General features: G+C 75.0%; 13 protein-coding genes. 7 read left to right on the top strand and 6 right to left on the bottom strand.

Features of this window, described 5'->3' with window-relative positions; translation table 11 throughout:
• Positions 1–19 precede the first annotated feature (19 nt).
• Genes ACVJO7_RS16990 through ACVJO7_RS16980 form a run of 3 tightly spaced genes read left to right on the top strand, consistent with a single transcriptional unit; the run spans position 20 to position 4,218 of the window.
• A complete protein-coding gene (locus ACVJO7_RS16990; RefSeq protein ID WP_491673672.1) occupies positions 20–1,525 on the top strand; it encodes an FAD-binding oxidoreductase in 1,506 nt (501 codons plus the stop codon).
• A 55-nt stretch (positions 1,526–1,580) separates the two neighbouring features.
• A complete protein-coding gene (locus ACVJO7_RS16985; RefSeq protein WP_491673671.1) occupies positions 1,581–3,164 on the top strand; it encodes a CYTH and CHAD domain-containing protein in 1,584 nt (527 codons plus the stop codon).
• A 10-nt stretch (positions 3,165–3,174) separates the two neighbouring features.
• Positions 3,175–4,218, top strand: a complete 1,044-nt coding sequence (locus tag ACVJO7_RS16980; RefSeq protein ID WP_491673670.1) for a PHP domain-containing protein — start codon at positions 3,175–3,177, stop codon at positions 4,216–4,218.
• Between the two features lie 14 nt (positions 4,219–4,232).
• On the opposite strand, the gene ACVJO7_RS16975 is transcribed toward ACVJO7_RS16980, so the two are convergent.
• Positions 4,233–4,763 (bottom strand): cupin domain-containing protein, encoded by a 531-nt coding sequence (locus ACVJO7_RS16975; RefSeq protein WP_491673669.1) that lies wholly within the window; start codon positions 4,761–4,763, stop codon positions 4,233–4,235.
• A gap of 315 nt (positions 4,764–5,078) precedes the next feature.
• Here ACVJO7_RS16975 and ACVJO7_RS16970 point away from each other — a divergent pair, with 315 nt between their 5' ends.
• Entirely contained in the window at positions 5,079–6,161 is a 1,083-nt protein-coding gene (locus ACVJO7_RS16970; RefSeq protein ID WP_491673668.1) for a glycoside hydrolase family 16 protein, read from the top strand.
• A 4-nt stretch (positions 6,162–6,165) separates the two neighbouring features.
• Here ACVJO7_RS16970 and ACVJO7_RS16965 read toward each other — a convergent pair whose 3' ends face one another.
• Complete coding sequence (locus tag ACVJO7_RS16965) at positions 6,166–7,155, bottom strand: carbohydrate kinase family protein (RefSeq protein ID WP_491673667.1); 990 nt, start codon at positions 7,153–7,155, stop codon at positions 6,166–6,168.
• 44 nt (positions 7,156–7,199) lie between these two features.
• On the opposite strand from ACVJO7_RS16965, the gene ACVJO7_RS16960 reads away from it, so the two are divergent.
• Positions 7,200–8,216 carry a CobW family GTP-binding protein gene (locus ACVJO7_RS16960; RefSeq protein ID WP_491673666.1) on the top strand — a complete coding sequence of 339 codons (1,017 nt, stop codon included), beginning with the start codon at positions 7,200–7,202 and terminating at the stop codon, positions 8,214–8,216.
• A gap of 13 nt (positions 8,217–8,229) precedes the next feature.
• Here ACVJO7_RS16960 and ACVJO7_RS16955 read toward each other — a convergent pair whose 3' ends face one another.
• From ACVJO7_RS16955 to idi, 3 genes are all read right to left on the bottom strand, one after another.
• Entirely contained in the window at positions 8,230–8,802 is a 573-nt protein-coding gene (locus ACVJO7_RS16955) for a hypothetical protein (RefSeq protein WP_344023486.1), read from the bottom strand.
• Between the two features lie 154 nt (positions 8,803–8,956).
• Positions 8,957–9,949, bottom strand: coding sequence for a small ribosomal subunit Rsm22 family protein (locus tag ACVJO7_RS16950; RefSeq protein ID WP_491673665.1), 993 nt, complete (start codon positions 9,947–9,949; stop codon positions 8,957–8,959).
• 27 nt (positions 9,950–9,976) lie between these two features.
• Positions 9,977–10,516, bottom strand: a complete 540-nt coding sequence (idi, locus tag ACVJO7_RS16945) for an isopentenyl-diphosphate Delta-isomerase (protein ID WP_491673664.1) — start codon at positions 10,514–10,516, stop codon at positions 9,977–9,979.
• A 286-nt stretch (positions 10,517–10,802) separates the two neighbouring features.
• Between idi and ACVJO7_RS16940 the strand changes: the two genes are divergently transcribed.
• Positions 10,803–12,257 carry an MDR family MFS transporter gene (locus tag ACVJO7_RS16940; protein ID WP_491673663.1) on the top strand — a complete coding sequence of 485 codons (1,455 nt, stop codon included), beginning with the start codon at positions 10,803–10,805 and terminating at the stop codon, positions 12,255–12,257.
• Between the two features lie 67 nt (positions 12,258–12,324).
• On the opposite strand, the gene ACVJO7_RS16935 is transcribed toward ACVJO7_RS16940, so the two are convergent.
• Positions 12,325–13,680, bottom strand: a complete 1,356-nt coding sequence (locus ACVJO7_RS16935) for an MFS transporter (RefSeq protein WP_344023478.1) — start codon at positions 13,678–13,680, stop codon at positions 12,325–12,327.
• 119 nt (positions 13,681–13,799) lie between these two features.
• On the opposite strand from ACVJO7_RS16935, the gene ACVJO7_RS16930 reads away from it, so the two are divergent.
• Entirely contained in the window at positions 13,800–14,303 is a 504-nt protein-coding gene (locus tag ACVJO7_RS16930) for a MarR family winged helix-turn-helix transcriptional regulator (protein ID WP_491673662.1), read from the top strand.
• The last annotated feature ends 9 nt before the right edge of the window (positions 14,304–14,312 follow it).

Raw genomic sequence — 14,312 nt, 5'->3', positions numbered from 1 at the left:
GGGACCTACCGTCAGCGGCATGTCCGAGCGCGAACCCGTCGGTGACCACCTGCTCGACACCCCGCCGGTGGTCGTCGAACCGGAGGGCAGGCCGTTCGGCGGGTCCACCGCCCCGGCCCGGCTGGACCCGTCCGGCCCGGACGCGGCGGGCCGGGCGGTGCTCACCGAGCTGGCCGCGGCGCTGGGCGGCGACCAGGTCCGCACCGACCCGGACACGGTCCGCCTCTACGTGCACGACGAGGCCGAGTGGGCCGAGCACGGCACCCCGCTGTGCCTGGTCCGGGCGCGCAGCACCGCCGACGTCGCCGCCGTGGTCGCCGCCTGCGCGCGGCACCGGGTCCCGGTGGTCCCGCGCGGCGCCGGCACCGGGCTGTCCGGCGGCGCGAACGCGGTCGAGGGCTGCGTGCTGCTGTCGCTGGAACGGATGACCGCGATCCGGGAGATCTCGGCGGGGGAGCGGCTCGCCGTCGTCGAACCGGGGGTGGTGAACGACGACCTGCGGGCCGCCTGCGCCGCGCAGGGCCTCTGGTACCCGCCGGACCCGGCCTCGGCGCCCTGGTCGACGATCGGCGGGAACGTCGCCACCAACGCGGGCGGGCTGTGCTGCGTGAAGTACGGCGTCACCCGCGACTACGTCCTGGCGCTGGAGGTGGTCACCGCCGACGGCGAGATCGTGCGGGTCGGGCGGCGCACCGCGAAGGGCGTCGCCGGCTACGACCTGGCCGGGCTGATCGTCGGCTCGGAGGGCACCCTCGGCGTCATCACCGAGGTGACGGTGAAGCTGCGCCCGGCCCGCCCGGCGGCGCCGCGCACCGTCGTCGGGTTCTTCGACTCGCTCGCCGACTGCGGCGCCGCGGTCGCCGCCGTCACCGAACGCGGGCTGCAGCCCGCCGTGTTCGAGCTGGTGGACCGGGAGTGCCTGGCCGCGGTGAACAGCTGGCGCAACGCCGGGCTGCCGGAGGGCGCGGCGGCGCTGCTGCTCGCCCAGACCGACCTGCCCGAGCCGGCCGCGGCCGCGGAGGCCGAAGCGATCCTGGACGCCTTCACCGGGCACGGCGCCACCGACGCGATGGCCTCCACCGACCCCACCGAGGCCGACGCGCTGTTCGCCGCCCGCCGGATGGCCTATCCGGCGCTGGAACAGCTCGGGATGGGGATGCTCACCGAGGACGTCTGCGTCCCGCGCACCCGGATGGCACAGATGCTGGGCCGGATCGAGGAGATCGGCCGCCGGCTCGACGTGCGGATCGCCACCGTCGCGCACGCCGGCGACGGCAACCTGCACCCGCTGATGCTCACCCCGCACGGCGACCCGGCCGCCCGGGAGCGCACCCGCGCGGCCTTCGACGAGATCATCGCCGCGGCCGTCGAGCTGGGCGGCACCGTCACCGGTGAACACGGCGTCGGGCTGCTCAAGCGGGACGGCATGGAGCGCGAGCTCGGCCCGCGGGTGGTCGCGATGCAGCGTGCGGTGAAGGCGGCGCTGGACCCGCACGGCATCCTCAATCCGGGCAAGGCGGTCTGAACGGTCCCCCGGATGGCGGCGACTACGCCGGGTGGCCCGCGGGAACCCCGGGAGCATGAGTGACACCCGCACGACCAGCACGTCCTCCGGGGAACTGGCCTACCGCGGGCCCGCGCACACCGGGGCGCCCCGGCTGACCGGCCTGGCCGGGCTGCACGGCGTCCGCACGGTGACCGACGCGGAGGTCCGCGAGCACGAGCGCTTCGACACCCCGGACCTGCGGCTGTCCGCCGCCGGGATCGAGCTCCTCGTCGAACGGATCGTGCCGGACCGGGCGAGCGGACGACCCGGCAGCTCGGCCTGGGTGCTCCGGCTCCCGGACGGCGAACCGGACGACGAGCTGCGCGTCGACCTGCCGGAACCGCAGGTCGAGGGCACCGGCACCGGCGGCGTCCCGGACGAGATCGACACCCTGGTCCGGCGGGTCCGCGGCGACGGCGAGCTGGGCCCGGTCGGCCGGGTGCACGTGGTGCGCTCGGTCGAGCAGCTGCACGACGCCGGCGGCCGCGAGCTGGCGCTGCTGCGCCGCGACCAGGTCCGGGTCGCCACCCTCGGCGTGTCCACCGCGGTGGAGAGCTGGACCGAGACCGTCGTCCGGCCCGGTACCGCCCCGACGGGTCTGCTGCAGCAGATCGACGAGGCGCTGCGCACCACCGGGCTGAGCCGCGGACCGGGCGTCGCCCAGCGCAGGCTCGTCGAGTTGCTCGCCGTCGCCGCCGCCGCGGAGCCGCCGCGGCGCACCGGGCGGCGGGGCAGCGCCGGCGCGGTGCTGCTCGACTACCTGGGCGGGCAGCTCGACACGCTGACCGCCCGGGAGCGGGACCTGCGCGAGGACGTGCCGGACGCGGTGCACCAGATGCGGGTCACCGCCCGCCGGGCCCGCAGCGCGCTGCGCACCTACCGCCGGGTCCTGGAGGGCCCCCGGGTGGCGCACCTGATCGCCGAGCTGCGCTGGCTGGGCCGGGCGCTCGCCGGGGAGCGCGACGCCGAGGTGCAGCAGGAACGGCTCGACGCCCGGCTCGCCGAGCTGGAGCCGGAGCTGCTGCTCGGGCCGGTGCAGGCCGCCGTCACCCGGCACTTCGCCCGGACCCGCGCCGAGACCGGCGCCGCGGTGCTGGAGGTCGTCGACGGCGAGCGGTACGCCGCGCTGAAGGGCGCGCTGCGCAGGCTGCTGGCCGATCCGCCGCTGTCGTCGCGGGCGGAGCGCCCGGCCGCGCGGACGATGCCGGCGATGATCGGCCGGACCGCCCGCAAGCTGGACCGCCGGATGGAACGCGCGCTGGGCGACCTGGAGGCCGGGGATGTGGCGCCGGTGACCCTGCACGACGCCCGCAAGACCGGCAAGCAGCTCCGCTACGCCACCGAGGTGGTCCGCCCGGTCGCCGGCGCCGACGCCCGCCGGTTCGCGAAGCGGCTCAAGCGGGTGCAGCGGGTGCTCGGCGACCACCAGGACGCCGTCGTCTCCCGGGACCTGCTGCGCACCCTCGGTGCCCGGGCCGGCGCGGAGAACGGCAACGGATTCACCTTCGGCGTGCTGCACGGCCGGGACACCGCCCGGATGCTGGAGCTGGAGCGGCGGCTGCCCGGGGTCTGGGCCGAGGTGTGGACGCCGCGGGCCCGGCGCTGGATGCGCGGCTAACCTCGTCCGAATGAGCGACCCGCGCGACGCCGTCGCCGACCTGCGGCGGATCGCCTTCCTGCTGGAACGGGCCGGCGAGTCCACCTACCGGGTCCGCGCGTTCCGCACCGCGGCGGCCGCGCTGCGCGGCCGCGACCCCGACGAGCTGGCCCGGCTGCACGCCTCCGGCGGGCTCACCGAGCTGCGCGGCGTCGGCGAGGTCACCGCCCGCTGCGTCGGCGAGTCGGTGACCGGCGAGGAACCGGTGTACCTGCGCCGGCTGGAGGACGCGGTGGCCCGCGCCGACGCCGACGGCGTCCCGCTGGCCGAGGCCGCGCAGCGGCTGCGCGAGGCGCTGCGCGGGGACTGCCACAGCCACACCGACGCCTCCGACGGCGGTTCGCCGCTCGCCGAGATGGCCGAGACCGCGATCGGGCTGGGGCACGACTACCTCGTCGTCACCGACCACTCGCCGCGGCTCACCGTCGCGAACGGGCTGTCCGCCGAGCGGCTGCGCCGCCAGCTCGACGACGTCGCCGCGCTCAACGAGCGGATCGCCGCCGCCGGGTCCGGGTTCCGGGTGCTCACCGGGATCGAGGTCGACATCCTCGACGACGGCGGCCTCGACCAGTCCGAGGAGCTCCTCGGAGCGCTGGACGTCGTGGTCGCCAGCGTGCACTCCAAGCTGCGGATGCCCCGCGACGAGATGACCGCCCGGATGCTCGCCGCCGTCGCCAACCCGCACGTCGACGTGCTCGGGCACTGCACCGGCCGGATGGTCACCGGCCGCCGCAAGCGCCCCGAGTCCGAGTTCGACGCGCAGCGGGTGTTCGACGCCTGCGCGGAGCACGGCGTCGCCGTCGAGATCAACTCGCGGCCGGAGCGGCTGGACCCGCCCAAACGGCTGCTGCGGCTCGCCGTCGAGGCCGGCTGCGACTTCACGATCGACACCGACGCGCACGCCCCCGGCCAGCTCGACTGGCTCGACCACGGCTGCGCCCGGGCCGTGGCCTGCGGGGTGGCGCCGGAGAAGATCCGCAACACCCGGGACGCGGCCGGGCTGCTGGGGCGCTGACCGCGCAGCGGGGATCAGCGCATCTCGAAGTCGGCGAAGTCGAAGCCGGGGGAGACCACGCAGCTGACCAGCACCGGACCGTCGCCCAGCGGAACGGCCCGCTGCCACACCCCGGGCGGGACCTCGCGCTGCGGCAGCACGTCCGGACCGCCCGGCACCACCGGACCGCCGGCGGGCTCGCCCGGGATCCCTGCCGGCTCGCCCGGAAGCCCCGCCGGATCGCCCGCCAGCGCCACCGGATCGCCCGGGCCCGCCATCGGACGGCCGTCCGCGCCCGGCACCACGAGCCGGCCGGGGCGCCCCAGCCGGAGCGGGACGGGATCGCCGGGCTCGTCGCCGTCACCGGCGACGAGGAGCTCCGCCTCCGGGCCGGAGTGCCAGCACCACAGCTCGGTCGAGCGCACCCGGTGCCAGCGCCCCGGCCCGTCGAACAGGTACAGGATCGCGGTCGCCGACGGCCGCGGCCCGTACGGCGTGTCGACCGTCAACGGGGAAGCCCAGGTGCGGCGGTACCAGCCGCCCTCCGGATGCGGTGCGAGGTCCAACGCGACAGCCACCCCAGGACGCCCCACACCCCGCACTCTCCCACCGCCCGCACGGGCATGCACGGTCCGCACGGGTTCGTCGCGTTCGCACGGGATCCGATCCCGTGCGAACGCCACGAACCCGTGCGAACGATGGCGGGCCTCCGCCGGGGGCTACCCGAGGTGACGGGGGCGCCCGGTGGACTCACGGTGGGTGAGGTGTCCGGTATGTCGCCCTGATCGGGGGAGGCTCGGACGGGTGTTTCCGCTGGCCTCGTTCACCGTCCGCTCGTCTGATGGGACGGACGGTAACGCGAGGGACGGGAGTGACCCACGGTGCGAACGAGGACGAGGACCGGTCTGGCGGCGCTGACGGTGCTGGCCGCGACCGTGGCGGTGTCGGCGGCGACGACCGTGGTGGGCGCCCCCGCCGCGTCGGCCGCGTCGGCCACCCGGACCGCGATCACCCAGGAGGACCCCGGCCCCGCCCAGCCCGGCCAAGCCCAGCCCGGCCCCGCCCAGCCGAGCCCCGCCCAGCCCGGCCCCGAGCAGCCCGGCCCCGAGCAGCCGAGCCCCGCACAGCCCGGCCCCGAGCAGCCGAGCCCCGCACAGCCGGCCCCCGCGGAGCCGGTGTCGCGCTGCTCCACCACCGCGGCCGAACAGCACGGCTGGGGCGAACCGGACCGGCACTCCGACTTCGAGGGGATCGACGAGGTCCCGCCGGACTGGCACCCCTACGGCCCCGAGCCCGGCCACGCGAAGAACGGCATCCGCACCCCGGACGCGGTGACCGTCGCCGACGGCGTCATGTCCATCACCGCCGATGCCGAGGGCACCACCGGCGCGGTCAGCTGGCACCCCGGGCAGCGGCACGGCCGGTGGGAGGCGTGCGTGAAGTCCGACGAGGCGAGCGGCGGGCTCAACGCGCTGCTGCTGCTCTGGCCGGTGGCCGAGGACTTCCCGGTCGGCGGCGAGATCGACTGGATGGAGATCCTCTCCGACGACCGCCAGGAGACCAGCTTCTTCCTGCACTACGGGCCGAACAACGACCAGGACTACGGCGCCACGCAGCACGACTCCACCGAGTGGTCGTCCTACGCGCTGGAGTGGACCCCGGAGAAGATGACCGCCTACGTCGACGGGGAGGAGTGGTACACCAACACGAACACCGACCACTTCCCGCCGCGCCCGATGAACATGACCATGCAGCTCGACTACTTCCCGCCGGCGGGCGGCCCGACCGCGATGCACATGGACTGGGCGAGCCAGTGGGCGATCCCGGAGAGCGAGCCGGCGACGCTGAGCCTGCCGCCGGGCGCGAACGCGACCGGTCAGCCGCGCGACTACCCGGAGCGGGCGCCGCGCGAGCTGACGCCCGACGAGCAGCAGGCCCAGGACGCGATGCTGGCCGGCGAGTAGCGGCTCAGCCCTCGGCGTCGAGCTCGGCGCGGGTCGGCGGATCGGCGCCGTGCCGCGAGCAGGTGATCGCGGCGGCGGTGACGGCCTCGCCGAGCACGCCGTCCAGCGCCGCCCGGTCGATCCGGTAGAGGTCGTCGCGGGCGGTCGCGCCGAGCAGCCCGCGCCGGTGCAGCCCGGCCAGCAGGGCCGCGGAGAAGCTGTCCCCGGCACCGACGGTGTCCACCACGTCGACCTTCCGCCCGGGCAGCACGCTGTGCAGCCCGGAGGCGGTGCCGGCGAGCACCCCGTTCGCCCCCAGCGTGACGACGACGACCGCCGGCCCGAGCTCCAGCCACTCACCGACGACGTCACCCGGCTCCCGGCCGGGATGCAGCCAGGCGAGGTCCTCCTCGCTGACCTTCACCACGTCGGCGAGGCCGAGCAGCTCGTGCACCCCGGGCAGCACCTCGGCCGGGGACCCCATCAGCAGCGGCCGGAAGTTCGGGTCGTAGCTGACCGTCGCGGTGTCCACCGCGGTCGCCATCAGCTCGCGCAGCACCTCGGCACCGGGCGCCGTGGTGAGCGCGAGCGACCCGGAGTGGACGGCCACGACCGGGCCGGCCGGACCGTCGTCGAGCGCCCCGGACAGCTCGTCCGGGGTCCACTGCCAGTCGGCGGTGCCGTCGACCCGGAAGTCGTAGGACGCCTGCCCGTCCCCGGCGATCTCGACGATCGCCAGCGACGACGCCTCGTCCGCCTCGACCGAGTGCGTGAGGTCGACGCCGTTGACCGTGAGGTGATCGCGCAGCCTGCGCCCGAGCAGGTCGTCGGCCAGCCGGGCGAGCATCCGGGCCGGCACGTCGAGCCGGGCGAGCCCGACCGCCACGTTCGCCGGGCTGCCACCGGGCGCGAACTCCCAGTAGCCCTGGGTGGGAGCAGGAACGATGTCGACGAGGGCCTCACCGGCGACGGCGATCGTCCCGCGGGGCGGACGTCCGGCAGCTGAGTCGGGCATAGGGGGAACTCTGCCACGGTCGCCCAGCGTGGTACTCATGTCGGGTGCCCCGGAAGATCCCGGTCGTGGTGCTGGCCGGGTTCCTCGGAGCCGGCAAGACGACCCTGCTGAACCACCTCCTCGCCGCCGGCGGGGACGCGCGCATCGGCGTGGTCGTCAACGACTTCGGCTCGGTCGGGATCGACGCGATGCGCCTGGCCGGTCAGGCGGGCGGTGTCGTCGGGCTGGGCAACGGCTGCCTGTGCTGCGAGATCGGCGAGGGCGGCATCGGGGAGGTGCTGGCGAACCTGACCCGGCGCCGGGACGAGATCGACGTCGTGGTGATCGAGGCCAGCGGGATCGCCGAGCCGGGCACGCTGGTCCGGCTGGTGCTCGACGCGCTGGGCCAGCACCTGAGCTTCGGCGGCCTCGTCCAGGTGGTCGACGCCGCCGAGTTCGAGACCACCCGCCGCCGGCATCCGCAGCTGGACCGGCACGTCGGGATGGCCGACCTGGTGGTGCTCAACAAGATCGACCGGGTCGGGCCGGGCCCGCTGTGGCGGGTGCGCAGGCTGTGCCGGGAGGCGAACCCGCGGGCCCCGATCGTCCCGGTCCGCGACGGCATGATCGACCCGGCGCTGCTGTTCGACATCGAGATCGTGCCCGGGCGGCAGCTGATGCTCGGCGAGCAGGTGCGCGACGGTCCCGCCGCCGGCGACCACGCCGCGCACCTGCACGCCGGCTACCAGAGCGTGACGTTCCAGTGCGACGAGCCGCTGGACGCCGCCCGGCTGCAGGACCTGCTGGACGCCCGCCCGTCCGGCCTGTACCGGATCAAGGGCTCGGTGCGGTTCGCGGCCGCCCCGGCCCGGGAACGCTGGGACCTGCACACGGTCGGCCGCTACGTCCGGTTCCAGCGCAACCGGTGGGACGCCGGCGAGCCGCGCCGCACCACGCTGGTGCTGATCGGGACCGGGCTCGACGAGGACGCACTGGAGCGCTCGCTGCGCGCCTGCGTCGCCGCCGAGGGCGACCGCCGCGATCCGGAGGCGCTGCTCCCGGTGGCCCGCTACGCGGTGTGACCGCCGTCGTGGTTCAGACGGACGTGAGATCCGGGCCGGTCGCCGGTTCGGTGAGCGAGTGCAGCGCCTGGGCGGCCCACTCCTCGCCGCCGCCGACGGCGGTCCACAGCAGGCCGCCGAGGGTGCGGGTCGGGTCGATCCGGCCGGCCTGCCAGGACCGGCTCGCGGCCAGCCGCTCGGCCCGGACGCAGAGCTGCCAGCGCGCCGATCCCCGGTCGGTGACGTCGACCGCGAACCGGCTGTGCCCGAACCGCGCCCGGTACGCCCGCACCGGGTCGGTCACGGCGTGCACCACCGACAGCACGGCGATCGCGGCGGCGAACGACACCGGCAGCGCGACCAGGAACGTGAGCATCGACCAGGTCCAGCTGTTGTCACCCGTGGTGACGGCCACGACGAGCGAGGTGATCACGGCGCCCGCGGTCATCGCGCCGGCCGGGACCCGGGTCCAGACCAGATCGCCGGCGTCGTCGATCACGTAGGAGGTGCCGGCGACCAGCGCCGGGTCGTGCACCCGGTAGCCGTGCCGGGTGCGCACGAGGGTGGGGAGTCGATCGGTGGGGGCACCGGTGGGGGTGTCGGTCATGGTCGTGCTCGATCTACTAGAAAGTCGCTGCTCGCGGCCCACCGGATGGCCGTCGCGCCCGGTCAGTCGCCCACGATGCCGGTGCGTGTTACAGGTTCACAACGAAAATGTCGTCGATCACAGACGTGTGCTCGGTCACCCTGGCCGATGATCGTCAGGCGGGCGGCCACGGGTCGCCCCACGCGGTGTCGCGGGCGGCCCGGAACAGCTCCCGGCGGCTGCGCGGAACGGGGGTGTCGCGCAGCGAGCCGTCCGCCGAGCAGACACTCAGCGTCACCAGTCCCTTGCGGGAACGCGGATGCCGGACGACCCGTCCGGGGGCCGGTCCGGCGTCGCCGGGGCGGGTCGCCACGACGTAGGAGAACTTCTCGTCCTCGTGACCCAGTGAGCCGGCCTTGAGCGCCCGGTGCCGCGAGCTGCGGCTCACCCGGACCGCGAAGTGGCACCAGTCGTCGCCGGTCACCGGGCAGGCGCCGGAGTGCGGGCAAGGCGCCGCGACCGTCATCCCGGCGGCGACGAGCCGCTGCCGGGCCGCCAGCACCCGGGCGTACCCGGCGGGCGTACCCGGTTCGACGACGGCGACCACCCGGGCGGCCCGGGCGGCGGCGTCCACCAGCGCGTCCCGCACCGGCTCCGGCAGCTCACCCAGCAGGTAACAGGCCGTGACCAGGTCGGTCGCCGGCAGCTCGGTGCCGGTGCCCAGCACCGCGTGCTCCCAGCGCGCGTCCCGCACGGCGGCGGTCGGGGCCCCGGCGGCGAGCCGGCCGCCCAGTGCGCGGGCCGGGGCGGCCGCCTCCAGCACCGTGGCCCGGCGCAGCGACGGCCAGGTCTGCGCCGCCGCCCAGACCGCCGCGCCGGTGCCGCCGCCGAGATCGAGCAGCTCCCGCGGCTCCGGCACCAGGCCGGCGGCCCGGCCCAGCACGTCCAGCACGGCGGCGTGGGTGGCCGGCATCCGGTAGGCGGCGTAGGCCGCGGCATCGTCGGCGGTGCGCAGGATCGGCGCGGCCGGCACCGAGCCGCTGCGGTAGTCGCGGATCAGCCGGTCCACCACCGGGCCGAGCCGCCCGGCCGGGACCGGATCGAGCGCGTCGTCCAGCGCGGCGGCCAGGCCGGCCGCGAGATCGGGTCCGGTGGGCGCGGGTCTCACGCCCACCATCACACCAGCCGGGCGCGATCAGCCGCGCGCGGCCGCCAGCAGCGGGTCGTCGAGGGCGTCGAGCAGCGGCACCTGCAGCCGGGCCCACGGCGACAGGCCGGACCCCGGATCGTCGGCGGCGGCCCGGAACCGGTCCCAGCTCCACCACTCGGCGTCCTCGACCTCGTCCGGCCGGGGATCCGGCTCACCGGCGAGCCGGGCGACGAACACCGGGCAGAGCTCGTTCTCCTCCACCCCGTCCTGGGACGCCCGGTAGCTGAAGTCGGGCAGCACCAGCCGCAGCTCGGTGGCCCGGACCCCGAGCTCGTCGCCGAGCCTGCGGTGCACCGCGTCCGCCATGTCCTCGCCGGGTGCCGGATGCCCGCAGCAGGTGTTCGTCCAGACCAGCGGGAACGCGGCCTTGCTCCGGGACCGCCGGGTGACCAGCAGGCGCCCGGCGTCGTCCACGCCGTAGCAGGAGAACGCCAGGTGCCGGGGGGTCCTCGCGCCGTGCACGGTCGCCTTGTCGGCGACCCCGACCGGCTTGCCGTCGTCGTCGAGCAACACGACCTGTTCCATGTGTCCCTGTCTACCGGACCGGGCCCGCACCGGCCCGGCGGCGGTGCCGGATCACCCTCGGGGGAACGCTCGGGCCACGGATGCACCACGGACGCGCCACGGAACTGTCGGACCCGCGTGCCATCCTCGGATCGAGCACCACCGGTGACGGGTCCGGCGCGGCGTCCGCGCAGCACGAATCCGGTCGCCGCCCGGGACCGTCTCGTGTTGACTCGGTTCCACCGCATCGACCTCGCCGGGTCCGCGCACGTCCGGGCCCGGCCCCGACCGCAGGAGGCGACCCGCCGTGACGACCGAGCCGACGACCGAGCCCGCCGGGGCCGAACGGCTCCCGGCGGGCGCACCGCTGATCATCTCGCTGCTGGTCGGCTCCGCGTTCGTGATGATCCTGAACGAGACGATCATGAGCGTGGCGCTGCCCGTGCTGATCGCCGACCTCGGGATCACCGCCTCCACCGCGCAGTGGCTGACCAGCGGGTTCCTGCTGACGATGGCCGTGGTCATCCCGATCACCGGGTACCTGCTGCAGCGGTTCCCGCCGCGCTCGGTCTACCTGGCGGCGATGGGCCTCTTCAGCGCGGGCACCCTGCTGTGCGCGCTCGCCCCGGTCTTCGGGGTGCTGCTCGCGGGGCGGGTCGTGCAGGCCACCGGCACCGCGGTGATGATCCCGCTGCTGATGACGACGATCCTGCGCCTGGTCCCGGCGTCCCGCCGCGGGCAGACGATGGGCACCATCTCGATCGTGATCGCGGTGGCGCCCGCGGTCGGGCCCGCGCTGTCCGGGGTGATCCTGTCCGCGTTCGGCTGGCGCTGGATGTTCTGGCTGGTCCTGCCGATCGCGCTGGTCGCGCTCGCGGCCGGGGCGGTCTGGCTGCGGGTCACCGCGGAGACCTCGAAGGCCCCGCTGGACGTGCTGTCCGTGCTGATCTCCGCGGTCGCCTTCTCCGGGCTGGTGTACGGCCTGTCCGCGATCGGCGAGTCCGCAGCGGGCGCTGCGCACGGCGGTGCCGGCGTCGGGGAGGGCGTCCCGCCGTGGGTGCCGCTGGTCGTCGGTGTGCTCGCGCTGGCGCTGTTCGTGTACCGGCAGATCAGGCTGCAGCGCACCGCCGCGCCGCTGCTCGATCTGCGGCCGTTCGCGATCCGCCGCTACACCGTCGCGGTGGTGCTGGTCGCCGTCGGCTTCATGACGCTGTTCGGCGCGATCATCCTGCTGCCGCTCTACATCCAGGACGTGCTCGGCGACAGCGCGTTCGTGGCCGGGCTGGTGGTGCTGCCCGGTGGCCTGGTGATGGGGCTGCTCGCGCCGTTCATCGGCCGCGCCTACGACCGGATCGGGGCGCGCCCGCTGGTGGTCCCGGGCGCGCTGCTGCTGAGCGCGGTGATGTGGGGGTTCACCACGCTCGGCGCGGCGTCCCCGATCTGGCTGGTCGTGGTGCTGCACGTCGGCCTGTCGGCGGCACTGGCACTGATGTTCACCCCGCTGATGACCGACGCGCTCGGCTCGCTGCCCGGTGGGCTGTACTCGCACGGCAGCGCCATCCTGACCACGTTGCAGCAGGTCGCCGGGGCCGCCGGGACCGCGCTGTTCATCACGGTGATGACGCTGGCCTCGGCCGGGGCCGGGGTGGACGCGGCCGGGGTGCAGGCGGCGTTCCTGACGGCGGCGTTCGTGTCGCTGGTCGTGCTGGTGGTCGCGCTGTTCGTCGGGCGCCCGGCGGACCGGGCCCCCGCGGCCGGCTGAGCCGGGGGCGGGCCGGTGCCGCAGCGCTGCACCGGCCGCCCGACGGTTCAGGTCCGACCCGGTCCGCTCAGGACCGGCCGGCCCCGCCCTCGCTGGCCGCCCGGCCGCTCTCGGTGTCGCCCTCCGGCTCGGCGTCGCGGGTGTCGGCGAGCCCGCCGCGCGAGGTCTCCGAGAGCACCAGCACCGAGCCGACGGACACCAGCGCGAACAGGCCGATCACCACGCTGATCGTCCACGGCCCGGCGCCCGCCGCCATGATCGACGCGAAGGTCACCGGGGCGAGCCCGGCGCCGACCCCGGAGAGCTGGAACCCGATCGAGGCCCCGGTGTAGCGGGACCCGGTGGAGAACAGCTCCGAGTACAGCGCCGCGGACGGGCCGAACCAGGCGGCGTGCGTGATCCCCTGCCCGACGACGACGGCGAGCGTCAGCAGCACCGCCGATCCGGTGTCGACCATCGGGAACACCACGAAGCACCAGGCGCCGGTGGCGACGGCGCCGCCGAGGACCACCGGCCGCCGTCCGACCACGTCGGACAGCGCCGAGAACCCGATGATGCCGCCGATCGCGACCACCGAGGACAGGGTGAGCGCGTTCAGCACGGTCTGCCGCTCGAAGCCGGCCTGCACCGCGTAGGAGATCAGGAACGTGGTCAGCGTGCCCTGCGCGACGAACGCACCGAACCCGATGCCGACCGCCAGCGCCAGGTTGCGCGGGTGGTTGCGGAGCACCTCCATCAGCGGCGGGCGGGCCGGCTTCTTCGCGGCCGCGGCGGCCGCGAAGACCGGCGTCTCGGTGACCGAGAGCCGCACGAACAGCCCGATCGCCAGCAGCACCACGCTCAGGATGAACGGGATCCGCCAGCCCCAGACGAGGAAGCCCTCCGGGCCGGAGATCGAGGCGAACAGCGCCAGCACCACGGTGGACAGCACCATGCCGCTGGGCGCCCCGGCGTTGGTGAAGCTCGCCCAGAGCCCGCGCCGGGAGGAGGCGTGCTCGGCCGACATCAGGACCGCGCCGCCCCATTCGCCGCCGACCGCGATGCCCTGGATGATCCGCAGGAACACCAGCAGCATCGGCGCGAGGACACCGACCTGGTCGTAGGTGGGCAGCAGGCCGATCAGGGTGCTCGCCACACCCATCATGACCATGCTGATCACGAGCATCTTCTTGCGGCCGACCCGGTCGCCGAAGTGCCCGAACACGATGCCGCCGATCGGGCGGGCGACGTAGCCGGCGGCCAGGGTGCCGAACGCGGCGACCGTGCCGACCAGCGGATCCAGATCGGAGAAGAACACCTGGTTGAACACGACCGCGGACGCGGTCGCGTAGAGCAGGAAGTCGTAGTATTCGATCATGCTGCCGAGGTAGCTCGACAGGACGGCACGGCGCCGCTGGCTGCGGGAGAACCGGGGTTGCGTCATTGCAGTTCCCTGAATGTCGTCGGTCCCGGGCACCGGTCCGCCGGGGCACCCGGATGTATGTCAAGCAGCTTTATAGCAAGTAGATTGTCATTGGGTCGAGGGCCGTTACGCTGGCAGTCGTGACTGATCCGGCGACTCCGGCCGTGCCCACCGGGCGGCGCGGTCAACGACTGACCTATCTGGTGAAACGATTGGAGATGGCCGAGCGCGCCCGCCTCGAGGAGCGCCTGCGCCCGCTCGGGGTGACGCTCGGCCAGTACACGGCACTGAGCGTGCTGGAGCGCCGGGGCGGCCTGTCCTCGGCCCAGCTCGCCCGCCGGCACTTCGTGACCCCGCAGGCGATGCAGCAGCTCGTCGCCGGCATGGAGCGCGACCAGCTGATCGAGCGCCGGGCGGACAGCGCGAACCGGCGGATCCTGCGGGTCTGGCTGACCGAGCACGGGGAGCGGATGCTCGCCGCCTGCCACGAGGCCGCCGGTCGGGTCGAGCAGCGGATGCTCGCGAACCTGGAGCCCGACGAGGCGACCGCCTTCGCGATCACGCTGGAACGCTGCCTGGACGCGCTGACCGAGCCGGACGGCTACATCGAACCTCCCCCCGCCGACGCGGGCCTCGACGCTTGACCCTTTATC

The organism is Pseudonocardia sp. DxW (genome assembly GCF_058448985.1).
This window is presented reverse-complemented; position numbering and strand designations above follow the sequence as displayed.